The 22,240-nt window shown below is 45.3% G+C and carries 16 protein-coding genes; 15 read left to right on the forward strand and 1 reads right to left on the reverse strand.

What is annotated here, in order from left to right; translation table 11 throughout:
* Positions 1 to 5 precede the first annotated feature (5 nt).
* The 3 genes from ilvD to BN3261_RS01590 are packed head-to-tail and all read left to right on the forward strand — an operon-like array spanning position 6 to position 3,463.
* Positions 6 to 1,751 carry a dihydroxy-acid dehydratase gene (gene ilvD / locus BN3261_RS01580; RefSeq protein WP_059086837.1) on the forward strand — a complete coding sequence of 582 codons (1,746 nt, stop codon included), beginning with the start codon at positions 6 to 8 and terminating at the stop codon, positions 1,749 to 1,751.
* Positions 1,752 to 1,753: 2 nt separating this feature from the next.
* A complete protein-coding gene (locus tag BN3261_RS01585) occupies positions 1,754 to 2,806 on the forward strand; it encodes a sugar kinase (RefSeq protein ID WP_059085315.1) in 1,053 nt (350 codons plus the stop codon).
* A gap of 18 nt (positions 2,807 to 2,824) precedes the next feature.
* Entirely contained in the window at positions 2,825 to 3,463 is a 639-nt protein-coding gene (locus tag BN3261_RS01590) for a bifunctional 4-hydroxy-2-oxoglutarate aldolase/2-dehydro-3-deoxy-phosphogluconate aldolase (RefSeq protein WP_059085316.1), read from the forward strand.
* Positions 3,464 to 3,533: 70 nt separating this feature from the next.
* Here BN3261_RS01590 and BN3261_RS01595 read toward each other — a convergent pair whose 3' ends face one another.
* Positions 3,534 to 3,872, reverse strand: a complete 339-nt coding sequence (locus BN3261_RS01595; protein WP_059085317.1) for a hypothetical protein — start codon at positions 3,870 to 3,872, stop codon at positions 3,534 to 3,536.
* Between the two features lie 321 nt (positions 3,873 to 4,193).
* On the opposite strand from BN3261_RS01595, the gene BN3261_RS01600 reads away from it, so the two are divergent.
* From BN3261_RS01600 to BN3261_RS01655, 12 genes are all read left to right on the forward strand, one after another.
* Positions 4,194 to 4,907: an ABC transporter ATP-binding protein gene (locus tag BN3261_RS01600; RefSeq protein WP_059085318.1), complete on the forward strand. Its 714-nt coding sequence runs from the start codon at positions 4,194 to 4,196 to the stop codon at positions 4,905 to 4,907.
* 8 nt (positions 4,908 to 4,915) lie between these two features.
* Complete coding sequence (locus tag BN3261_RS01605; protein WP_235812328.1) at positions 4,916 to 8,773, forward strand: FtsX-like permease family protein; 3,858 nt, start codon at positions 4,916 to 4,918, stop codon at positions 8,771 to 8,773.
* Positions 8,774 to 8,971: 198 nt separating this feature from the next.
* A complete protein-coding gene (locus tag BN3261_RS01610) occupies positions 8,972 to 9,994 on the forward strand; it encodes a LacI family DNA-binding transcriptional regulator (RefSeq protein WP_059085320.1) in 1,023 nt (340 codons plus the stop codon).
* A gap of 10 nt (positions 9,995 to 10,004) precedes the next feature.
* Positions 10,005 to 11,414 carry an ABC transporter substrate-binding protein gene (locus BN3261_RS01615; protein ID WP_059085321.1) on the forward strand — a complete coding sequence of 470 codons (1,410 nt, stop codon included), beginning with the start codon at positions 10,005 to 10,007 and terminating at the stop codon, positions 11,412 to 11,414.
* A gap of 66 nt (positions 11,415 to 11,480) precedes the next feature.
* Complete coding sequence (locus BN3261_RS01620) at positions 11,481 to 12,323, forward strand: carbohydrate ABC transporter permease (RefSeq protein ID WP_059085322.1); 843 nt, start codon at positions 11,481 to 11,483, stop codon at positions 12,321 to 12,323.
* Positions 12,323 to 13,153 (forward strand): carbohydrate ABC transporter permease, encoded by an 831-nt coding sequence (locus tag BN3261_RS01625; protein WP_059085323.1) that lies wholly within the window; start codon positions 12,323 to 12,325, stop codon positions 13,151 to 13,153. The genes BN3261_RS01620 and BN3261_RS01625 overlap by 1 nt, the downstream gene beginning before the upstream one ends.
* 13 nt (positions 13,154 to 13,166) lie before the next feature.
* Positions 13,167 to 13,910, forward strand: a complete 744-nt coding sequence (locus tag BN3261_RS01630; protein ID WP_059085324.1) for a creatininase family protein — start codon at positions 13,167 to 13,169, stop codon at positions 13,908 to 13,910.
* Positions 13,911 to 14,405: 495 nt separating this feature from the next.
* Positions 14,406 to 17,060, forward strand: coding sequence for a valine--tRNA ligase (locus BN3261_RS01635; protein ID WP_059085325.1), 2,655 nt, complete (start codon positions 14,406 to 14,408; stop codon positions 17,058 to 17,060).
* A gap of 15 nt (positions 17,061 to 17,075) precedes the next feature.
* A complete protein-coding gene (locus BN3261_RS01640) occupies positions 17,076 to 19,187 on the forward strand; it encodes an LTA synthase family protein (RefSeq protein WP_059085326.1) in 2,112 nt (703 codons plus the stop codon).
* Positions 19,188 to 19,358: 171 nt separating this feature from the next.
* A complete protein-coding gene (locus BN3261_RS01645) occupies positions 19,359 to 20,657 on the forward strand; it encodes a bifunctional folylpolyglutamate synthase/dihydrofolate synthase (protein ID WP_059085327.1) in 1,299 nt (432 codons plus the stop codon).
* A complete protein-coding gene (locus tag BN3261_RS17610) occupies positions 20,654 to 20,806 on the forward strand; it encodes a hypothetical protein (RefSeq protein ID WP_015526890.1) in 153 nt (50 codons plus the stop codon). Before BN3261_RS01645 ends, BN3261_RS17610 begins: the two co-directional genes overlap by 4 nt.
* 10 nt (positions 20,807 to 20,816) lie before the next feature.
* Positions 20,817 to 22,142, forward strand: a complete 1,326-nt coding sequence (locus BN3261_RS01655; protein ID WP_059085328.1) for a hypothetical protein — start codon at positions 20,817 to 20,819, stop codon at positions 22,140 to 22,142.
* The last annotated feature ends 98 nt before the right edge of the window (positions 22,143 to 22,240 follow it).

Genomic DNA, 22,240 nt, shown 5'->3' on the forward strand with positions numbered 1-22,240 from the left:
AAATCATGAAGTTAGTAAGTCAGGAAATGAGAAAGCTTGCACCGGAGCTTGATCCGCTGCGCCTTGGAACAGGATGGAAAAAAGAAGATCTGGGAAAGGTTCAGGTCATGGTGGAAAGCACTTATGGTGACAGCCATCCGGGAAGCGGACACCTGAACATCCTTGTGGAAGAAGTTCGTAAAGGAATCGCAGAAGAAGGTGGTTTTGGTGCACGCTATAACTGTACCGATATCTGCGATGGTGAAAGCCAGGGAACAGACGGAATCAACTACAGCCTGGCAAGCCGTGAAATGATCGCAAACATGATCGAGATCCATGCAAATGCAACACCATTTGATGCCGGTGTATATCTTTCAAGCTGTGACAAGGGTGTACCGGGAAATCTGATCGGACTTGCAAGAGTAAATATCCCTTCCGTATTTGTTCCGGGCGGAACCATGAATGCGGGACCTGAGATGCTGACCCTTGAGCAGCTGGGAATGTACAGTGCAAAGTTTGAGCGTGGAGAGATCGACGAAGAGAAGCTTGACTGGGCAAAATGCAATGCCTGCCCAAGCTGTGGAGCCTGCTCCTTTATCGGAACAGCTTCAACAATGCAGATCATGGCAGAGGCACTTGGACTTACACTTCCTGGTACAGCTCTGATGCCGTCAACAAGCCCGGATCTTCTTGCTTTCGCAAGAGAGGCAGGAAGACAGGCAGTAAGGATCGCACAGATGGAAAATATGCGTCCTTCTGATATCGTAACTATGGACAGCTTTGAGAATGCGATCCTTGTACACGCTGCAATCTCCGGAAGTACAAACTGTCTGCTTCACATTCCGGCGATCGCACATGAGTTTGGCATTGAGATCACAGGTGATACCTTTGACAGACTGCACAGAAATGCAAGATACCTTCTGGATGTACGTCCTGCAGGACGCTGGCCTGCTGAGTGTTTCTATTATGCAGGTGGTGTACCGGCAATCATGGAGGAGATCAAGGAACATCTCCATCTGGATGTGATGACAGTTACAGGAAAGACTCTCGGAGAAAACCTTGAGGAGCTGAAGAACAACGGATTTTATGAGAAATGCGACAAATGGCTTCAGGAATTTAACAAACGCTACAACGTAAGCCTTACAAAGGAAGATATCATCCGTCCATATGACAAGGCAATCGGAACCGACGGAAGTATCGCAGTTCTTCGTGGAAACCTTGCACCTGAGGGTGCTGTGATCAAGCACACCGCATGCCCGAAGGAAATGTTTAAATCCGTTCTCCGTGCAAGACCGTTCGACAGTGAAGAGGAGTGTCTGGATGCAGTTCTGAAGCATAAGGTCCAGAAAGGTGATGCAGTATTCATCCGTTACGAGGGACCAAAGGGAAGCGGAATGCCGGAGATGTTCTACACATCTGAGGCGATCAGCAGTGATAAAGAGCTTGGAAAGAGTATCGCACTGATCACAGACGGACGTTTTTCCGGAGCATCTACAGGCCCTGTTATCGGACACTGCAGCCCTGAGGCTGTTGACGGTGGCCCAATCGCACTTGTTGAGGAAGGCGACCTTATTGAGATCGACGTTATGGAAAGAAAGCTGAACATCATCGGGATCGCAGGCGAAAGAAAGTCTATGGAAGAGATCGACCAGATCCTTGCCGTGAGACGTAAAAACTGGAAGCCAAGAGAACCAAAATACAAAAAAGGCGTGCTGAGACTTTTCAGTGAGCATGCTGCAAGCCCAATGAAGGGAGCCTATCTGGAGTATTGATCATGAAACATAAATTTATTACTCTCGGCGAGATCATGCTGCGTCTGACACCGCCGGATTATGAAAAAATCAGAACAGCAACAACCTTTGAGGCAAGATACGGGGGAAGCGAGGCGAATGTAGCCCTTTCCCTGGCAAATCTTGGAATAGATGCTTCGTTTTTTACGGTAGTTCCGGACAACAGTCTTGGAAAAAGTTCTGTACGTATGATGAGAAGCAATGATGTGAACTGTGACAGTGTGGTTTATTCCACAGCGGAAGAAACTCCGACACACCGTCTTGGAACCTATTATCTGGAGACCGGCTACGGGATCCGCCCCAGCAAGGTAGTTTACGACAGAAAACACAGCGCTTTTTCCGAGCATGATTTCAGCAAAACAGATGTGAAAAAAATGCTGGAAGGATATACATGGCTGCATCTGAGCGGAATCACACCTGCTCTTGGAACAAAATGCAGGGATCTGATCTTAAACTGCCTGAAGGCAGCAAAAGAAATGAACATGACCGTAAGCTTTGACGGAAATTTCAGAAGTACGCTGTGGACCTGGGAAGAGGCCAGAGATTTCTGTACACTTTGTCTTCCATATGTAAATGTCCTTTTCGGGATCGAGCCGTACCATATCTGGAAAAATGAAGAAGACCACAGTGCAGGGGATGTAAAGGATGGAATCCCGTTTCAGCCGGATTTTGAACAGCAGGAAAAAGTGTTCCGGGCATTTGCGGACAGATATCCGAATATAAAATGCATTGCAAGACATGTCCGTTTTGCACATAGCTGCAGTGAAAACAGTCTTATGGCATATCTCTGGTTAAACGGAAAGACTTACGAAAGCAAGCGCCTGACCTTCCACATTCTTGATCGTGTCGGTGGCGGAGATGCATTTGTAAGTGGGATCATCTATGGCCTTATGAATGAGTATACACCGGAAGATACCGTGAATTTCGGTGTTGCTGCCAGTGCTGTGAAGCATACGATCCATGGTGATGGAAACATTACCGATGATGTATCTATGATCAGACATGTGATGGAAATGAACTTTGATATAAAAAGATAAAAAGGAAGGGAAATTCAGATGAAAGAGATAGCAGAAAAATTTCAGAAATTTTGTGTGGTTCCGGTTGTAGTGCTGGAAGATACAAAAGATGCAGTACCGTTGGCGAAGGCTCTGGTTGAGGGCGGCCTTCCATGTGCAGAGGTGACATTCCGCACAGAAGCAGCAGAAGAGTCTATCCGTCTCATGGCAGAGCAGTTCCCGGAAATGCTTGTGGGAGCAGGTACCGTACTTACAACAGAACAGGTAGACGCGGCTGTTGGCGCCGGAGCAAAATTTATCGTAAGCCCGGGCTTTGATCCTAAGATCGTAGACTATTGTCTGGAAAAAGACATTCCTGTTTTTCCGGGATGTATCACACCATCTGAGGTTGCGCAGGCAGTGAAAAGAGGTCTTAAGGTAGTAAAATTCTTCCCGGCAGAACCGGCAGGCGGAATTTCAATGATCAAGGCTATGGCAGCTCCTTATACAGGAATCCGTTTTATGCCTACCGGCGGGATCAATGCGAAAAACCTTGAGGACTATCTTTCCTGTGACAAAATCCTCTGCTGCGGCGGAAGCTGGATGGTAAAAGGAGATCTTGTGAAGGCAGGAGAATTTGACAAAATAAGAGAACTGACAGCAGAAGCAAAAAAGCTTGCGGATTCCATAAGAAAGTAATCAAACTTAATACACATATTCAATAAAAAAAGCAGAACCCTGTACAACCAGGCAGAGTTCTGCTTTTTTGTCAATTATTGTGAAAATAGATCAATGAAGCAGGATCGGCAGAAGCTTTTTCCGCTTCAGCTGCCAGATCAGCTGCAGGACCCGCAGAAGGTTTCCGAAGATCCATTCGGTAAAGATAAAAGATCCCACCGAAGAAACCGGGAATCAGTCCGGCGTATCCACCGGCACATAAGATCACAGTCAGCTTCACCATCAGTTCTGTCTGAAGTTCCAGACAAACAAGTAATCCTGCAAGAATTCCGGCTACACTCCATCCAGCTGTCAAAAGTGCAAGAAAAACAGCTGGCGCAGGGGCCTTTTTTAAATTTTGATCTAAGTGATTCCACAGTACTTTATACATAATCCATTCCTCCTGTTTTGCTGGAATTATACTTCTGCTGTTGTCAGCAACAGTCAGCCATAATATTGATTTCCTTTATCTGTCTGTATTATAGAAAAGAAATGTAAAATACAAATGCGCAGGAATGAAAAATCTTTGTAAAATATAAGTAGAAATTGCATTTTGAATTAAGAACCGATATACTTATAAATATAGTTATTGATAATATTCGATCACAGCCGAAAACATTTTTCTACAGCTGTGATACGTGAGTGAGAGAATTAAAAGGGGGCAGATAAAAGCCCCCTGAAATCATATAGAGAGTAAAGAGGAGGGGTGGAAATGGAGCATACGGAAGAATATGTGAAGCTGGAGAAGGTATCCAAAATCTATGGCTCAAAAGAAGTGAAGATCATAGCTGTGGATGAGATCAGCTTCCGGATAAAAAAAGGAGAATTTGTGGTTGTGGTAGGACCAAGCGGTGCCGGAAAGACAACGGTGCTGAATATCCTGGGCGGAATGGATAAGGCCACATCCGGCAATGTCTGGATCGATGGAAAAAATATTGCAAAATATACAGACCGGCAGCTGACCGGATACCGGCGGGAGGATATTGGATTTGTATTCCAGTTTTATAATCTGGTGCCAAATCTGACTGCATTGGAGAATGTGGAGCTTGCTCTTCAGATCTGTAAGGATCCTCTGGATGCCAGGACAGTTCTGGAGGAAGTAGGGCTGAAGGAGAGACTGACCAATTTTCCGGCACAGTTATCCGGCGGTGAGCAGCAGAGAGTTTCCATAGCCAGAGCGCTGGCGAAGAATCCAAAGCTTCTGCTCTGTGATGAACCTACAGGAGCGTTGGATTATCAGACCGGCAAGGCAATCCTGAAGCTCCTTCAGGATACCTGCAGGGAACGGGGCATGACGGTTATTGTCATTACTCACAACTCTGCATTGACACCTATGGCTGACCGTGTGATCAAGATCAAAAACGGCAAGGTTTCCAGGATGACTGAAAATGCACATCCCACACCAGTGGAAGAGATTGAATGGTAGGTGACGGAATGAAAGCATTACACAAAGATTTCTGGATGGAGATCCGGAAAAGTAAAGCTCGTTTTATCTCGATCTTTCTGATCGTGGCACTGGGTGTTGCATTTTTTTCCGGGATCCAGGCGTCTTCTCCGGATATGAGATATTCCGGAGATGCCTATTATGAAGCGGCAAAGCTGATGGATCTGAAGATCCAGGGAACGCTGGGACTGACGCAGCGTGATGTAAAAGCAGTATCGGACATTGACGGTGTGGAACTGGCTGAAGGCGGTTACTCTACGGATGTTATGAGTGGAGAGGACGATGCCAGGAAGGTTCTTCATCTGGAATCTATCAGCAGCAATTTTAATCTACTTACAGCAGATGAAGGAAGGATACCGGAAAAAAGCGGCGAGATTTTTCTGGACAAGCCATTTGCAAAGAATCGGGGGTATAAAATCGGGGATACCATATCTGTCAGTGAGGATGGAGACAGTGAGCTTCTGAAAAAAACAACCTATACAGTTGTGGGAATCGGAAGCAGCCCTCTTTATATTTCATTTAACAGAGGAAATACGACTCTTGGATCCGGTGAGGTCAGCGGCTTCGGATACATTCTTCCTGAGGATTTTGAACAGGAAGCTTTTACCCAGATCTATATTATGGTCCATGAATCCGGGGATGTGATCAGCTATACCGATGCTTACGACAATCTTATCAGGAAAATACAGAAGCGTGTGGAAGGCATCGAAAAAGAACAGTGCAGCCTGCGCTACGATGAGATCGTCGCAGAAGCCAATGAAAAACTGGATGATGCCAGAAAAGAGCTTGAGGACGGAAAGAAGGAATCCGAGGAAAAGCTTGGCGACGCGAAGAAAAAGCTGGATGATGGGAAGAAGAAGTATGAGGATGGAAAAAAAGAGTACGAAGATGGAAAACAGCAGCTCAGTGATGCAAAAAAGGAGCTGACCGATGGAAAACAGCAGCTTGCTGACGGAAGAAAGCAGATTGAAGATGGATGGTCTCAGCTTAACAGCGCAAAACAGCAGGTGGAAGACGGTCTGTCCCAGTTAAATGCTGCCAGATCCCAGCTTGCCGACTCCGAAGCACAGATAAATGAGAAGCAGGCAGAGCTGACTGCCGGATATGAACAGCTGACTGCCGCAAAACAGCAGGTAAGTGACGGCGAGGCCCAGCTCCGGGAAGCGGAAAAAACACTGGAAAGCAAACAGGCTGAGCTTGACAGTGGAAGAGAACAGTTGGAAAAGGGAAAGAATACGATCAAAGAAACAAAGGCTGCTCTCACCGGTCAGAAAGAACAGTGTGAGGCAGGACTTGTACAGGTTTCCGAGGGCGAATCCCAGATCAGTTCCAGTGAAGAAGCCCTTTCCGGGCAGCAGGCACAGCTGGATGAACTGACCAGTCAGAAAGAGGCATTAAGCAGTCAGGCGGCGGAGCTGCAGGCGCAGTATGATGCTGGTGCGGAAGCAGGAAAAACCGAGGAAGAGCTGGCGGAGCTTTCCACGCAGATCCAGACTTTAAATGGTCAGATCAGTGCAATGGAAGAACAGATAAATGCCGGTCAGGCACAGATCGACGGGGCGCAGGCAGAGCTTACTGCAAAAAAATCAGAGCTGGCCCAGACAAGAGCTACCTTGGAGAGCAGCCTTGGTCAGATCAATGAGGGCTTCAGCCAGATCAAGGAACAGGAAGAGACACTTTCCCAGACAGAAGCACAGCTGAACGCAGGCCAGGAAGAACTGGATAAAGGGAAAAAAGAGCTGGAAACAAAGAAAGCTGAGCTTTCAGCGGCAAAAGAAGAAATTGCGGCAAACCAGGCAACTCTGGATGATGGCCAGAGCCAGCTGGATTCGGCCAGAGCTCAGCTCAGCTCAGGGCGGCAGCAGCTGGAGGAAAAACAGGCCCAGTTAAATGCCGGTCAGGCAGAGATCCAGGCCAACACAGAAAAGCTTACCAGCAGTCAGGCAGAACTGGATGCAAATGAACAGAAGCTCCTGGATGGTGAAAAAGAGATCCGGGAAAATGAACAGAAATTAAAAGACGCCAAAAAAGACCTGGAGGACGCCAAAAAGAAGCTTTCCGATGGAAAGAAAGAATATCAGGACGGCAAAAAAGAAGCCGATGACAAAATTGCGGAAGCCCAGCAGAAGATCGAGGATGCCCAGAAAGAGGTGGATGATATTGAAACACCGGAGTGGATCGTCACGGACCGCAATGACCTTCCAGAATATTCGGATTTTGGTGATAACGCAGAGCGACTGAAAAACATCGGAAAGGTTTTTCCGATGATATTCTTCCTTGTAGCGGCTCTGATCAGTCTTACCACGATGACACGAATGGTGGAGGAACAGCGAACCCAGATCGGAACCATGAAAGCGCTAGGATACGGAAAAGCATCCATTGCATCCAAGTATCTCAGCTACGCATTTCTGGCTACAGTAGGTGGAAGTATCGCAGGAGTACTTTTCGGAGAAAAGGTTCTTCCGTTTATCATTATCCAGGCGTATGGAATCATGTACTGGAATATTGGCGATCACATGCAGCTGGATTATGAGTTACAATATGCACTGATCGCTTCCGGGGCAGCGGTGATCTGTACTATGGGCGCTACACTGTTTTCCTGCGCAAAGACCCTGGCAGAAACACCGGCATCTCTGATGCGTCCGCCTGCACCGAAAGAAGGAAAACGGATCCTTATTGAACGGATTAGCTTTATCTGGAAGCATCTGAGCTTTTCCTGGAAATCGTCCATGCGAAATCTTTTCCGTTATAAAAAGCGTCTTTTTATGACCATTTTCGGAATTGCAGGAAGCATGGGACTGATGCTTGTAGGATTCGGACTTTATGACTCCATTATGGATATTGCGATTCTCCAATATGACCAGATCCAGCACTATGATGCCATGGTGATCAATGATGAGGATGCCACAGACAGCCAGGAAAAGGATCTTCTGAAATTCCTGGACGGAAACAGCGAGATCGATCACTATACCCGTGTGCAGCTCACCAAGATGACGGCACCAAAAGAAAAGGGAAGTGTCAGTATCTATGTGTATGTTCCGGAAAATACGGAAAATTTTAAAGAGGATGTAACGTTACGTGACAGAAAGTCCCACGAGCAGTATGAGCTTACCGATGATGGAGCGGTGATCTGTGAAAAAACGGCTTCTCTTATCGGTGTGAAAACAGGAGACGAGATTACCCTGGAGAAAGACAACAGAAAATATAAAGTAAAGATCACTGCTGTCACGGAGAACTATATGGGACATTACGTTTACATGACCCCACCCTGTTATGAAAAAACATTCGGAGAGAAACCGGAATATTCAAGTACAGTATATACTATGAAAGAGGATGCAGAGAGTGATCTGGAAACTCTTGGAAATGCAATCCTGAAATATCCGGCAGCTTTAAGTATCAGCTATACAAGCAGCACAGCAGGTCAGGTAGAGCGAATGCTGGGATCCCTCGGAGCGGTGATCTGGGTCCTGATCATTTCTGCCGGAATGCTGGCATTTGTGGTACTGTATAATCTGAACAACATCAATATCACAGAGCGTCAGAGAGAGCTTGCAACATTGAAGGTCCTGGGATTTTATGATGGCGAAGTTTCCCAGTATGTATTCCGGGAAAATATCCTGCTGTCCTTCATAGGGATTCTGGCAGGCGCAGTGTTCGGAATCTTCCTCCACCGTTATGTGATCACAACCGTTGAGGTAGATGCGGTGATGTTCGGAAGAAATATCAAGCCAATAAGCTTTGTCTACAGTGGGCTCATTACCTTCGGATTCTCCATGTTTGTAAATATGGTGATGCATTTTAAGCTGAAAAAGATCAATATGGTAGAGTCACTGAAGAGCGTGGAATAAAATAATGAAATGATAAGACTGCCTGCATACAGGAATTTTACATATTTCCCTGTATGCAGGCAGTTTTGTAATGAATATCCTGAAAGACTGGGATGACCATGATCTGCCTGAAGCTAATTTTGTAAGTATTTCACAATTGAAATGTAAACGTTTTCCTATAAAATGTAACCATAGAATTCTTCCGGAGGAATTTTAAATATGGCAAATATAGATATTAAATTTATCGCGAAAAAAAGCGGGTGTTCGATCGCTACAGTTTCCCGTGTTATCAACCGTTCCAAACCAGTCAGCGAGAAGCTGCAGAAAAGAGTGGTAGATACCATCAGAAAGTACAATTATAATCCCAGCGTTCACGCACAGTATCTGGCTGGTAAGAAGTCAAAACTGTTCGGCTTTATAATGACAAACTACATTAATCAGTATCAGCTTCTGTTGTTTCGGTATCTGAATGAGTTTGCATGTAAGATGGGATATGGCTGTATTATCCGTTATTGCAATTCAGGATTTGAGGAAAAACTGGAAGCATTAAGAGAACTGGAGATCAGAGGAATCGAAGTCTGCTTTAGCCTTTTTCTGCTCTCACGGGAAGAGGAAGCGTATATAAAAGAACATTTTAGGATTAAAGTCTGTCATATGCAGTCACCGGAAATGCGTTTGAATATCATGGAAAAAAATGAAAGCTCTGTCTATGAGACCATATGCTATCTTGCCCAGCTTGGCCACAGAAGGATAGGGGGCATCTTTTGCATTGACGAAATGGACGACAGCTTCCTTATTGCAAGGAAACGGGGATTTTTAAGAGCTGTAAAGCAGATGCAGCTGGATCAAGAAGAGTCCCTGATCGGTCAGATCCATGGAGACTATGAAAAAAGCAGTCTGATTTCTGTGATAGAGAAGATATTTGTACCTCAGAAGCTGCCAACGGCATTGTTTTGTTTTAGCGATGAAGTTGCGATAGAGGTAATGTCCTGGATCATGAAGCATGGTTACAGAATTCCGGAGGACGTATCTGTAGTTTCGTTTGACGGTATTCCGTTTTCGGAACGCATAACGCCCTCACTGTCTACGATCAGTCAGCCGGTAGAATATCAGGCAAAAAGTATCATAAACGGCATGCTGTATCTACAGGATGGAGTCGAGAGACCATGTGATGAAAAGGAAAATGAATATCTGCTGCAGATCCGTGACAGTGTGGGGATTCCTGGTCATTATGAAAAATAGGAGGAAAAATATGAAAGCGAAAAAATTAATTGCCGCTGGTATTGCGGCATCAATGTCACTGCTGACTCTTGCAGGATGCGGAACAGCCGGAAATACTGGCAATTCCGGAGGAGACACCGCCAAAGAAGATACCGTCAAGGAAGATACAGCCAAAAAAGATACAGACGAAGAAGATACAGGCTCTGTATATTTCCTGAATTTTAAATCTGAGCTTTCCGCTGAATGGGAAGAAGTAGCAGGAAGCTTTACAAAAGAAACCGGAATCAATATGAAAGTAGTTACGGCAGGAAGCGGAACCTATGAGCAGACATTAAAATCCGAGCTTTCCAAAAAAGAAATGCCGACACTTTTCAATGTTAACGGACCGATCGGCTATCAGACCTGGAAAGATTACTGTGCTGATCTGAAGGATTCCCAGATTTATGAATGGCTGACTGACAAAGATATGGCGATCACAGACGGAGATGGCGTATATGCTATACCGTATGCGGTAGAAGGATATGGAATCATCTACAATGATGCAATTATGAAGAAGTATTTTGCACTTCCGGATAAAGCCGTTGATATTTCAGATACAAAAGAGATCAAAAATTTCGACACACTTAAAACTGTAGTAGAGGATATGACAAAGCATAAAGATGATCTTGGAATCCAGGGAGTTTTCGGATCTACTTCATTTGCTCCTGGAGAAGACTGGCGCTGGCAGACACATCTTATGAATCTTCCGATCTACTATGAGTATAAAGATGATGACGTAGATAATCTGGATGAGATCAAATTTACATACAATAAGAATTTCAAAAATATTTTTGATCTTTATCTGAACAATTCATGTACAGAGCCAACTATGGTCGGTGCTAAAAATGTTGAGGAATCCATGGCAGAATTTGCAATGGGCGATGTGGCTATGATCCAGAATGGAAACTGGGGATGGGCAATGATCTATGACCTGGATGGAAACGTAGTCAAAGAGGATGATATTAAGTTCCTTCCAATCTACACAGGAGTAGAGGGAGAAGAAAAACAGGGACTCTGTGTTGGAACAGAAAACTATATCTGTGTAAACAGCAAGGCTAATGAAGCTGACCAGAAAGCTTCTCAGAAGTTCCTTGAGTGGCTGTTCAACAGTGACAGCGGAAAAGCATACTGTAATGGAATCCTTGGAATGATTCCTCCGTTTACCACATTTGGAGAGGATGAAAGACCGGATAACCCGCTTGTACAGGATATGCTGACTTATATGAACGATGATTCTTTATACACGGTCAACTGGGATTTTGCAACATTCCCGAGCCAGGAATTTAAAAACCAGCTTGGAAGCTATCTTCTTGAGTATGCACAGGGAAGTATGGAATGGGATGATGTAGTGAAGAAGACAATCGACTGCTGGGCATCGGAGAAAGCTCTGATCGCACAATAGTAGAAGAGCATGGGCAGAGACAGAAATGTTTCTGCCCTGTGTAATAAAAGAGAGGGTTTGTAAAAGATGGAAAAAGCTTTTAAAAAGAGATTTGTGATATTGGTACTGCCAACACTGATCGCATTTACAGTTGCATTTATTATTCCATTTATACTGGGAATTTATCTTTCATTTACTAAATTTACGACTGTGGCAGATGCACAGTGGGTTGGACTGAGCAATTATATAGTTGCATTCCAGGATAAGGATTTCCTGGCTTCTCTCTGGTTTACCGTTAAATTTGTGCTTGTAAATCTTGTGACTATCAATCTGATCGCTTTTGCACTGGCCTATGTGCTGTCGAGAAAGCTCCGTGGAACAAATATTTTTCGAACAGTTATATTTATGCCAAATCTCCTGGGCGGAATCGTACTTGGTTATATCTGGCAGCTGATCATCAATGGTGTTCTTGCTTTTTTCAAAACAACGCTTACTGTGAAGGCCTCATACGGATTCTGGGGAATGGTGATCGCCATGAACTGGCAGATGATCGGATATATGATGGTTATTTACATTGCGGCTATCCAGAATATTTCAGAGGATGTAAAGGAAGCGGCTCTTATCGATGGAGTAAACCGGAGACAGATGGTTACAAAGATCATCCTGCCTCTGATCATGCCTGCAATTACGATCTGTCTGTTTATGACAACGACAAATGCATTTAAAATGTTCGACTTAAACCTTGCTCTGACAGCAGGACTTCCGGGAAAATCAACTTCGCTGGTTGCACTGGACATCTATAATTCATTCTACAACAGGATGGGATATGAGGGAATAGGACAGGCAAAAGCGGTGCTGTTCTTGCTGATCGTAGCTGCAATCTCAGTAACGCAGCTTGTTGTCACACGGCGTAAGGAGGTTGAAAGCTGATGAAAAACAAGAAAAGCGAAATAGCAATGATCGTAATTCTTACAGTGATCTCGGTTTTATTTATTGCCCCGATCATTATTGTATTTATGAATTCCTTTAAGAGCAAGCTGTATATCAACAGTACACCGTTTGCACTTCCTAATGCTGACTCCTTTGTAAAAATGGCGAATTATGGAGAGGGTCTGATCAAGACTGGTTTTATACAGGCATTTTTTATTACTTTATTTATAACTGTAGCATCTGTGGTCCTTATTGTTCTGCTGACTTCGATGACAGCATGGTATCTGGTACGTGTAAAAAGTCATTTTACAAAGGTACTGTATTATCTGTTCGCTTTTGCAATGATCGTACCGTTCCAGATGGTTATGTTTACTCTTGTTAAAGTGTCAAATATGTTTAAGCTGGACAATCTGATCGGCATTGTGTTTATCTATGTAGGATTTGGCGCCGGCTTGTCAGTGTTTATGTTTACAGGTTTTATCAAATCAATCCCGGTTTCTTTGGAAGAAGCGGCAATGATCGATGGTTGTTCTATTATGAAAATCTACTTTAATGTCGTGCTTCCTGTGATACGTCCTACCGTCATGACAGTTGCGATCCTGAATGCCATGTGGATCTGGAACGACTATCTGCTTCCATATCTTGTAATTGGCTCTGAATACAAAACGATCTCTGTAGCGATCCAGTATCTTAGAGGAGGATATGGCTCTATCGATCTGGGACTTATGATGGCTATGCTGGTGTTGGCGATCATACCAATCGTTATTTTCTATATGGTCTGCCAGAAATGGATCATACAGGGAGTAATTGCCGGAGCGGTAAAAGGATAAGGAGGAGACGAGCATGAAAAAAGTATTATACGAGGAATTACTTCCGGAAGAATGTGTACAGAGGATAAAGGAGATGCCGGTTGCCTATCTGCCACTTGGCACACTGGAATGGCATGGTCCGCATATGCCTCTTGGAGCTGACGGGATCCAGTCAAAAGAACTGTTTGTCCGGGTGGCAGAAAAGGTCGGTGGTGTAGTGCTTCCGATGCTGTTCATGGGACCTGACCGTTTATTTGATGATCGGGGAACTGTATTTTATGGAATGGATATCAATACAGAGGGCGCACTGAATACTTATTGTGCCCAGCAGATGAAGGGCAGTGCTTACTGGATGGAAAAGGGACTGTTTCAGGATCTGTTGCGCAGTATTTTTGCACAGCTTTCCAGAGCAGGAGTCCGCATCGTTGTGGGACATGGACACGGTCCGTCAACAAATGCATTTCAGGAAATGAAGGAAGAGGCAGAAGAAAAATACGGACTGTGCATTATGACAGCATGGACCTATGCGGATGATGAGAGACTGAAATATCAGAATGATCATGCCGGAGCAAATGAGACATCTATTGTAATGGCTGTTCGGCCGGAACTGGTTGACTTTGGACAGGTAAAAGAAGATGAGAGTAATCTGATCGGTATTGCAGGACGTCATCCGGTCCGAGAATCATCGGAAGCATTCGGAAATGAAATTCTGGAATATACAATGAAAACACTGATCGCAGGCATTGAGAAGGAGTACAAAACAATAAAAGAAAGATAGATAAAAAAATATCTCCATTGGAAAAAATAACCGGTGGAGATATTCTTTTTTATTTTGATTTTTAGTTTTGAAATAAGGCCTCTGTCTTGACAAAAAAAGAAAATTTCATTATAGTAGGAACATGGCAAAGGTGTTGAATAAGAGGAGTATGCAGATCTACGCTGACAGAGAGAAATGCACAGACGCAAGAGAAGCGCAGGCTGAAAGGCATTTTCAGATGGAGGACTGCAGAAGGTAGCTTAGGAGCCGGGAAACTGAAAGCAGAAATGCAGAACAGATGCAGATGCTGCTGTGTAGGTTTTCACGTACCCCGCGTTAAGGGACAAGAGATAGACGGGAATAACAGATGTTTTTTCCGGATAATGAAGGTGGTACCGCGAGAATGATCGCCCTTCGCACATTAGTTATTGGCTTTTGTGTGGAGGGCGTGTTTTTTCTTGCAGAAAACAGGAGCATTTTAAGGTTCCTATAATCAGAAAGATTCAGGAGGAAAACATGAGCAAAGAACTTGCAAAGACTTATGATCCCAAGGGTATTGAGGATCGTCTGTACAAAAAATGGATGGACAACGGATACTTCCATGCAAAAGTAAATCCGGACAAAAAACCTTTCACAATCGTAATGCCGCCGCCCAATGTAACCGGACAGCTGCATATGGGCCATGCACTGGATGAGACCATGCAGGATATCCTGATCCGTTTCAAGAGAATGCAGGGTTATGAGGCTCTCTGGCAGCCGGGAACAGACCATGCAGCCATCGCTACAGAGGTTAAGGTAACAGAGAAACTTCGTAAAGAAGGTATCGACAAGAACGAGATCGGCCGCGAGGAATTTATGAAACATGCCTGGGCATGGAAAGAAGAGTACGGCGGAAAGATCATCAACCAGCTGAAAAAACTGGGTGCATCTGCAGACTGGGAGCGCGAGCGCTTTACCATGGATGAAGGCTGCTCCAAGGCTGTTCAGGAGGTATTTATCCGTCTCTATGAAAAAGGATATATTTACAAAGGTTCCAGGATCATCAACTGGTGTCCGGTATGCCAGACTTCTATTTCCGATGCAGAGGTTGTACATGAGGACCAGGATGGATATTTCTGGCACATCAATTATCCGATCGTAGGTGAGGAAGGACGTTTCGTTGAGATCGCAACCACTCGTCCGGAGACACTTCTCGGTGATACAGCAGTTGCTGTAAATCCGGAGGATGAGAGATATAAAGATCTTGTAGGCAAGATGCTGAAACTTCCTCTTACAGACAGAGAGATCCCGGTTATTGCCGATGAGTATGTTGACAAGGAATTCGGAACAGGCTGCGTTAAGATTACACCGGCACATGACCCCAATGACTTCGAGGTTGGACGTCGCCATAATCTTGAGGAGATCAATATCCTTAACGATGATGCGACTATCAACAGCCTTGGCGGAAAATATGCAGGTATGGACCGTTACGAGGCACGTAAGGCCATGGTAGAAGACCTGAAAGAGCAGGGACTCCTTGTAAAAGTTGTTCCGCACAGTCACAGCGTTGGTACCCATGATCGCTGCGGTACAACGGTAGAGCCGATGATCAAACCACAGTGGTTTGTAAAAATGGACGAAATGGCAAAAGCTGCTATCAAAACTCTGGACGACGGAAACCTTCAGTTTGTTCCGGCACGTTTTGACAAGACTTACCTGCACTGGCTGGAGAATATCCGTGACTGGTGTATTTCCCGTCAGCTTTGGTGGGGACACAGGATCCCGGCTTATTACTGCGATGAGTGCGGTGAGATGGTGGTTGGAAGAGAGATGCCGGAGAAATGCCCGAAATGCGGATGCACACATATGCATCAGGATGAGGACACTCTGGATACCTGGTTCAGTTCCGCACTGTGGCCGTTCTCCACACTTGGATGGCCGGATAAGACACCGGAGCTTGAGTATTTCTATCCTACAGATGTTCTGGTAACCGGATATGATATCATCTTCTTCTGGGTTATCCGTATGGTATTCTCCGCACTGGAGCAGACCGGTGAGACACCGTTCCACCATGTACTGATCCACGGTCTGGTACGTGACTCACAGGGACGTAAGATGAGTAAGTCTCTTGGAAACGGTATCGATCCGCTGGAGGTTATCGACAAATACGGCGCAGATGCCCTTCGTCTGACACTGATGACAGGTAATGCACCTGGAAATGATATGCGTTTCTACTGGGAGCGTGTAGAATCCAGCCGTAACTTTGCAAATAAGATCTGGAATGCTTCCCGTTTCATTATGATGAACCTGGAGGGCAAGACAGTAACAGCGCCGGAAGACCTGAACGCACTGTGCAACGAGGATAAATGGATCCTTTCCAGACTGAACACAGTGATCCGTGATGTTACTGAGAATATGGATAAATATGAGCTTGGAATTGCCGTACAGAAGGTCTATGATTTCCTGTGGGATGAGCTCTGTGACTGGTATATCGAGATGGCAAAGGTAAGACTGTGGAAGGCAGAGGAAAACCCGGCAGCAGCAAACGATGCACTGTGGACACTCCGCACTGCGCTGACACAGGGACTGAAGCTTCTTCATCCGTTCATGCCGTTTATAACAGAAGAGATCTACTGCACACTGCTTCCGGATGAAGAGTCCATCATGATCTCCGACTGGCCGGTATACAGAGACGAGATGGATTTTGCAGATGCTGAGAAAGCAATTTCAAGCTTCCAGGAGGTTGTACGTGGAATCCGTAACACCAGAAACGAGATGAACGTACCGCAGAACAGAAAGACCAATATCTACATCGTAGGCAAGGATGCAGAGTGCTGTGCACGTTTTGAGTCCTGCAAGAAATCCTTTACAAACCTTGCGTTTGCAAAAGAGATCCACGTACAGCAGGATAAGAACGGAATCGGTGAGGATGCGGTATCCATCGTTGTGGCAGACGGTGTGGTTTATCTGCCGCTGGAGGATCTGATCGACCGTGAAAAAGAGATCGAACGTCTCACAAAAGAGCAGGAGCGTCTTACAAAAGAGATCGCACGCTGCGAGGGAATGCTGAACAATCCGAATTTTGTGAACAAGGCACCTGCAGCCAAGGTAGAGGCAGAGAAGGAGAAACTTGAGAAATACAAAGAGATGAAAGAGAAAGTGAACCTGCAGTTAACACAGATGGTGAAATAACGAAGGAGTGTTTTAATGAAGTGGTGTAACTTTTTCAATAAGATTTCGCTGATACTTCAGGCTCTGGGCTGTGCAGTCCTGTACTTTGTGATCGAGGCCATATGCAGGCACTCGTTCACAGAGGCGTGGACCTACATGACCACAAAGCCGCTTGTATTTGCTTATAATGCAGCGTTTATCTTTACGACGATGCTGATTGTTTATCTCTTCCGAAAGAGAATTTTCTGGCGTATCTTTGTGGGCAGCTTATGGCTGTTTCTGGGAATCGTAAACGGTGTGCTTCTTCTCAACCGTGTCACACCGTTTACAGGACCGGATGTGAAGAATCTGACAGATGGTCTCAGTATTGCAAAAAAATATCTGACCCATACCCAGATGATCATAGGTGCAGCTCTTCTGGGAATTGCGGTTCTGATCCTTCTGATCATCCTGATAAGGTCGCCGAAGTACAGAGGCAAGCTGAAATATAAGGTGAATATTCCGCTGGTCCTGGTTGGGGTTCTTGCATTTGGAGGAATCACACAGCTTGCTCTGGAAAAAAGAGTTCTTTCCAATTATTTTGGAAACATTGCCATAGCTTATGAGGATTACGGATATCCTTACTGTCTGGCAACGACGATCTTTAATACCGGAATCAGTGCCCCGAGAGACTATTCCAAAAGCGAGATCAAAAGGATCGAGAAGTCGGAAGAAAATCTTCCGGAAACGAAAGAAGGCAGTCATCCGAATATTCTGTTTTTACAGCTGGAGTCCTTTTTTGATCCTACGCTGGTAAATTATCTGGAGCTGTCAGAAGATCCTATCCCGAATTTCAGAAAGCTGATGAAGGAGTATTCCTCCGGATATTATAAGGTACCTTCCGTAGGAGCCGGAACCGCAAATACTGAGTTTGAATCCATTACCGGAATGAGCCTTCATTATTTTGGACCGGGAGAGTATCCTTACAAGAGTATCCTTAAGGAAACTACCTGTGAGAGCGCACCGTATGTTCTGAAGAATCTGGGCTATACTGCTCATGCAGTACATAATAATGAGGCGAATTTCTACGGAAGAAGAAGTATTTTTCCGAATCTGGGATTTGATTCCTTCACTTCGGCAGAGTATATGAAGGATGAAAACCAGAAGAACTCGTTGGGCTGGACCAAGGACAGTGTCCTCACCGATGAGATCGTCAAGTGTCTGGATTCCACAGAAGGGCCTGATTATGTATATACTATTTCCGTACAGGGACATGGAGATTATCCTTCAGAACCGGTACTGGAAAATCCGGAGATCACAGTTTCCGGGGCACCTACTGACGAGCTGAATAATAAGTGGGAGTATTATGTAAATCAGATCCATGAGATGGATAATTTTGTCAAAGAGCTGACTGACAGGCTGGCAGATTATCCGGAGGATGTGGTACTGGTCATGTATGGTGATCATCTGCCGACCATGGGACTGACCGTGGAGGATGTGGAGAATAAATATCTGTTCCAGACAGAGTATGTGATGTGGGATAATTTCGGACTCAAGAAAAAGAAAGAAAATCTTGCGGCATACCAGATGGCAGCAGAGGTTATGGACCGTGTAGGTATCCATGAGGGAAATGTTTTCAAGTATCATCAGGCAAGAAGAAACACCAAAAATTATCAGGTGGATCTGGAGACCCTGCAGTACGATCTTCTCTACGGAAAGCAGTATACATATGACGGAGAGAATCCTTTTGAGCGGACAAAGATGCGTATGGGAATCTATGATACCACGCTGGATTCCATTCAGGTTGTGTCTGAGACGGATCACACCTATTATATCCAGGGAACAAACTTTACGCCGTCCAGCCAGGTGAAGATCAACGGAGAATGGTATGATACGGTTTACGTGAATCCTACCAAGCTGATCATTACCGGAAAGGAACTGGATGATTTTGACCGGCTCTCGGTAGTGCAGCGAAGCAACAGTTCCACAAGAAAGGCCATGACAAAGAGCCATGACCGGGCGGTCTATGCGCTGCTCGCTGACAGCAAGTGGAAACTTGATAGTGAAAAGAGCAGTTCTGATACAGGGTCAATGGAGGAAACGGATACAGCGTCAGAAACGGAATCCACAGAAGATTCCGGTGAAGAAAACAGTACAGACAACCAGTAAATGGCATAGAAAAGATACTCCGATACAAAAAATGTCGGATAAAATATTACGATTAGGACTGGACATCTTCCACCACTATTATATAATGGTATCGTAACGAACAGGAGGGGAGAAGCTTTTCTCCCCAAAAGTTCTTTACGAATACATTATAGATAAGTGATGGTTTTTTTTATGAATTACGAAGAAGCAGTTGCGTATATTGAAGATATACCGAGATTTACTACTAAGAACAGCCTGGACCATACCAGAGAATGCTTAAGAAGACTTGGAAATCCGCAGAGGAAATTCCGTGTGATCCATGTGGCAGGAACCAACGGAAAGGGAAGTACCTGTGCTTTTATCACATCGGTCCTTCGGGAAGCAGGATATTCCTGCGGACTTTTTACATCTCCTCATCTGGTGGAGATCAACGAGCGTTTTCAGATCAACGAGGAAGTGATCGATGACGATACTTTCCTTCGTGCTTTTGAAAAAGTTAAAAAGCTTTCCGATGAGCTGGTTGCGGAGGGAAGCTATCATCCCACCTATTTTGAGACACTCCTTCTGATGGGAATGGTGATCTTTGCAGAAGCCGGCGTGGACTATGTAACACTGGAGACCGGTCTTGGCGGACGTCTGGATGCAACCACTGCTGTGGAGAATCCGGCAGCCTGTGTGATCACATCCATCAGCCTCGATCATATGCAGTATCTTGGAAATACAGTTTCCGAGATCGCAGGAGAGAAGGCAGGGATCATGGTGCCGGGGGTTCCGGTGATCTACGATGGAAATGATCCGGATGCGGCCGGAGTGATGCGTGAGCATGCAGAGAAGCTGGGATGTCCATATTATGAGCTGAAACGGGAAGACACAGAGATCCATAAGATCACAAAGGATGGAATCCGGTTTTCTCTTAAGGACGAGACATATGGCGATACCGTATTTGATATACCGTTTATCGCCCGTTATCAGGTTATGAATGCAGCTCTTGCGGTGAAAACCATTCAGGTACTGGAAGATCAGATTCCGGTATCTCTGGAGGCTCTGAAGGCTGGTATGGCAAAAACACGCTGGCAGGGAAGGATGGAAACGGTTCTTCCGGGTGTGATCGTGGATGGCGCACATAACGAAGACGGTGTTGAGAAGTTTGTAGAGACAGCAGAACATTTCCAGAAGGAATTTCCTCTGACTCTGCTGTTTTCCGCAGTGGATGACAAGGACTATACAGATATGATCCGCACGATCTGTAGCAGGATCCGTTTTCGACATGTGATCGTCACACAGGTAGGCGGATACCGCAAAGTTCCGGTAGAAGAGCTTGCGGAGATCTTCCGTGAAGACGGAGTCCCGGAAGTGGAAGCAATAGAGGATGTTCCAGCAGCTTTTGAACGGGCAGTAAAGGAAAAAGGTGAGGATGGAATGCTGTTCTGTGTAGGATCCCTTTATCTGGTCGGTGAGATCAAGGCTGTGATCAGGAGGAAAAAATTATGATCGATTACGAAGAGGAACTGAAGAAATTTGAACCATGTCTGGATGTGGCAGATGTAGAAGGTGTCATTTATGACCGGGAGATCACAGATATCATGGATGTACTCCAGGAGATGCTGCGTGAGGTCAAGAGCAACAGACGTGTAAGATAAGGAGAAGTGGATGAACTGCATAAACTGTGGAGCGTTCCTGACGGATACAGATCTGGATTATTGTCCGCACTGTGGAGCCAATGTACTGATCCAGAAGAAGGTGGATTATCTTTCCAAGCTTTATTATAATCAGGGGCTGGAAAAAGCCAGCATCCGGGATCTGTCCGGGGCGATCAGCTGTCTGAAGCAAAGTCTTGCTTATGACAAACGGAATATCCGTGCAAGAAATCTTCTTGGTCTTGTATATTTTGAGACCGGTGAGGTGGTTGCCGCACTGAGTGAGTGGGTCATCAGCAAGAATATCCAGAAGAACCGAAATCTGGCTTCAGAATATATTGCCAGGCTTCAGGCAAACCAGAACAAACTGGAAACAATCAACGAAAGCATCAAGAAATATAACAATGCCCTCGCCATGTGCAGGGAAGGCCATGAGGATATGGCGGCCATCCGCCTGAAAAAGATCCTGTCCCAGAATCCCAAGCTGATCAAGGGGTATCATCTTCTTGCTCTGATCCAGATGAAGAATCAGGAGTGGAATAAGGCGAGAAGAACCCTGAAAAAAGCAGCCAGGATCGACAAGACCAATACCACCACACTTCGTTTCCTGCGTGAAGTTGACGAGCAGACGGGTGTTACCACAAAGATGGAAAAAGGGCGTAAGGGCTTGTTTGGAAATGAAAAAAATGAGAATGATAATATTTCAGGAGAAATCGTTGTAAGGCCGTCGTCTTATAAAGAAAGATCAAAGATATCACTTTTCTTTACCACGGTACTTGGATTTGCGGCAGGGGCGGCAGCATTCTGGCTCCTTGTACTGCCGGCTGTGAAACAGGATATTTACAGGCAGGCCAATCAGCAGATCATACAGTACAGTGATTCTCTTTCCAGCCAGAGCGTGGAGCTTACCAAAGCTCAGGGAGAAGCTGCCCAGTCCAGTGATACGGCAGATGCAGTTGCCAAGCAGGCAGAGGAAGAGCAGAAACGCAGTCAGAGCTATGAGGCTTTGTTTAATGCATATACTGCCATGCAGCAGGAGGATCTGGATACAGCGGCGCTGGAACTCCAGAAGGTATATGTGGATACACTGTCAGATTCTGCAAAGGGAATTTACAGTACTATCAGCGGAAAGACCGGTGTAAGCGGGATTGAGAGCGGAGCTTCTGACGGAACGTCCAGTGTTGACAGCAGCACAGATGGAACAGCTGAAGCTGGAGCGGATGCCGCAGCTTCGGATGGAGAAGATGCACAGAGCTCTGACGGAGATTCCGGAGAAGACAGCAGCTACAGTGACGGAGGATATGAGGATTCCTCTTACGATGGAGGTTATACAGAATAAAAAATATCATAACTCATACAGAGGAGAAACCTCGGATAAGGGGAATGTGCGTTGGCGCATTCCTCTTTTTTTACCCTTTGGTCATGAGAAATGGAATA

The organism is Blautia massiliensis (ex Durand et al. 2017) (assembly GCF_001487165.1).
Classification (GTDB): Bacteria; Bacillota; Clostridia; order Lachnospirales; family Lachnospiraceae; genus Blautia_A; species Blautia_A fusiformis.

Bases quoted from the DNA above. Each gene is read 5' to 3' on its own strand.
- ilvD (WP_059086837.1), top strand. From the start codon at position 6: ATGAAGTTAGTAAGTCAGGAAATGAGAAAGCTTGCACCGGAGCTTGAT.
- BN3261_RS01585 (WP_059085315.1), top strand. From the start codon at position 1,754: ATGAAACATAAATTTATTACTCTCGGCGAGATCATGCTGCGTCTGACA.
- BN3261_RS01590 (WP_059085316.1), top strand. From the start codon at position 2,825: ATGAAAGAGATAGCAGAAAAATTTCAGAAATTTTGTGTGGTTCCGGTT.
- BN3261_RS01595 (WP_059085317.1), bottom strand. From the start codon at position 3,872: ATGTATAAAGTACTGTGGAATCACTTAGATCAAAATTTAAAAAAGGCC.
- BN3261_RS01600 (WP_059085318.1), top strand. From the start codon at position 4,194: ATGGAGCATACGGAAGAATATGTGAAGCTGGAGAAGGTATCCAAAATC.
- BN3261_RS01605 (WP_235812328.1), top strand. From the start codon at position 4,916: ATGAAAGCATTACACAAAGATTTCTGGATGGAGATCCGGAAAAGTAAA.
- BN3261_RS01610 (WP_059085320.1), top strand. From the start codon at position 8,972: ATGGCAAATATAGATATTAAATTTATCGCGAAAAAAAGCGGGTGTTCG.
- BN3261_RS01615 (WP_059085321.1), top strand. From the start codon at position 10,005: ATGAAAGCGAAAAAATTAATTGCCGCTGGTATTGCGGCATCAATGTCA.
- BN3261_RS01620 (WP_059085322.1), top strand. From the start codon at position 11,481: ATGGAAAAAGCTTTTAAAAAGAGATTTGTGATATTGGTACTGCCAACA.
- BN3261_RS01625 (WP_059085323.1), top strand. From the start codon at position 12,323: ATGAAAAACAAGAAAAGCGAAATAGCAATGATCGTAATTCTTACAGTG.
- BN3261_RS01630 (WP_059085324.1), top strand. From the start codon at position 13,167: ATGAAAAAAGTATTATACGAGGAATTACTTCCGGAAGAATGTGTACAG.
- BN3261_RS01635 (WP_059085325.1), top strand. From the start codon at position 14,406: ATGAGCAAAGAACTTGCAAAGACTTATGATCCCAAGGGTATTGAGGAT.
- BN3261_RS01640 (WP_059085326.1), top strand. From the start codon at position 17,076: ATGAAGTGGTGTAACTTTTTCAATAAGATTTCGCTGATACTTCAGGCT.
- BN3261_RS01645 (WP_059085327.1), top strand. From the start codon at position 19,359: ATGAATTACGAAGAAGCAGTTGCGTATATTGAAGATATACCGAGATTT.
- BN3261_RS17610 (WP_015526890.1), top strand. From the start codon at position 20,654: ATGATCGATTACGAAGAGGAACTGAAGAAATTTGAACCATGTCTGGAT.
- BN3261_RS01655 (WP_059085328.1), top strand. From the start codon at position 20,817: ATGAACTGCATAAACTGTGGAGCGTTCCTGACGGATACAGATCTGGAT.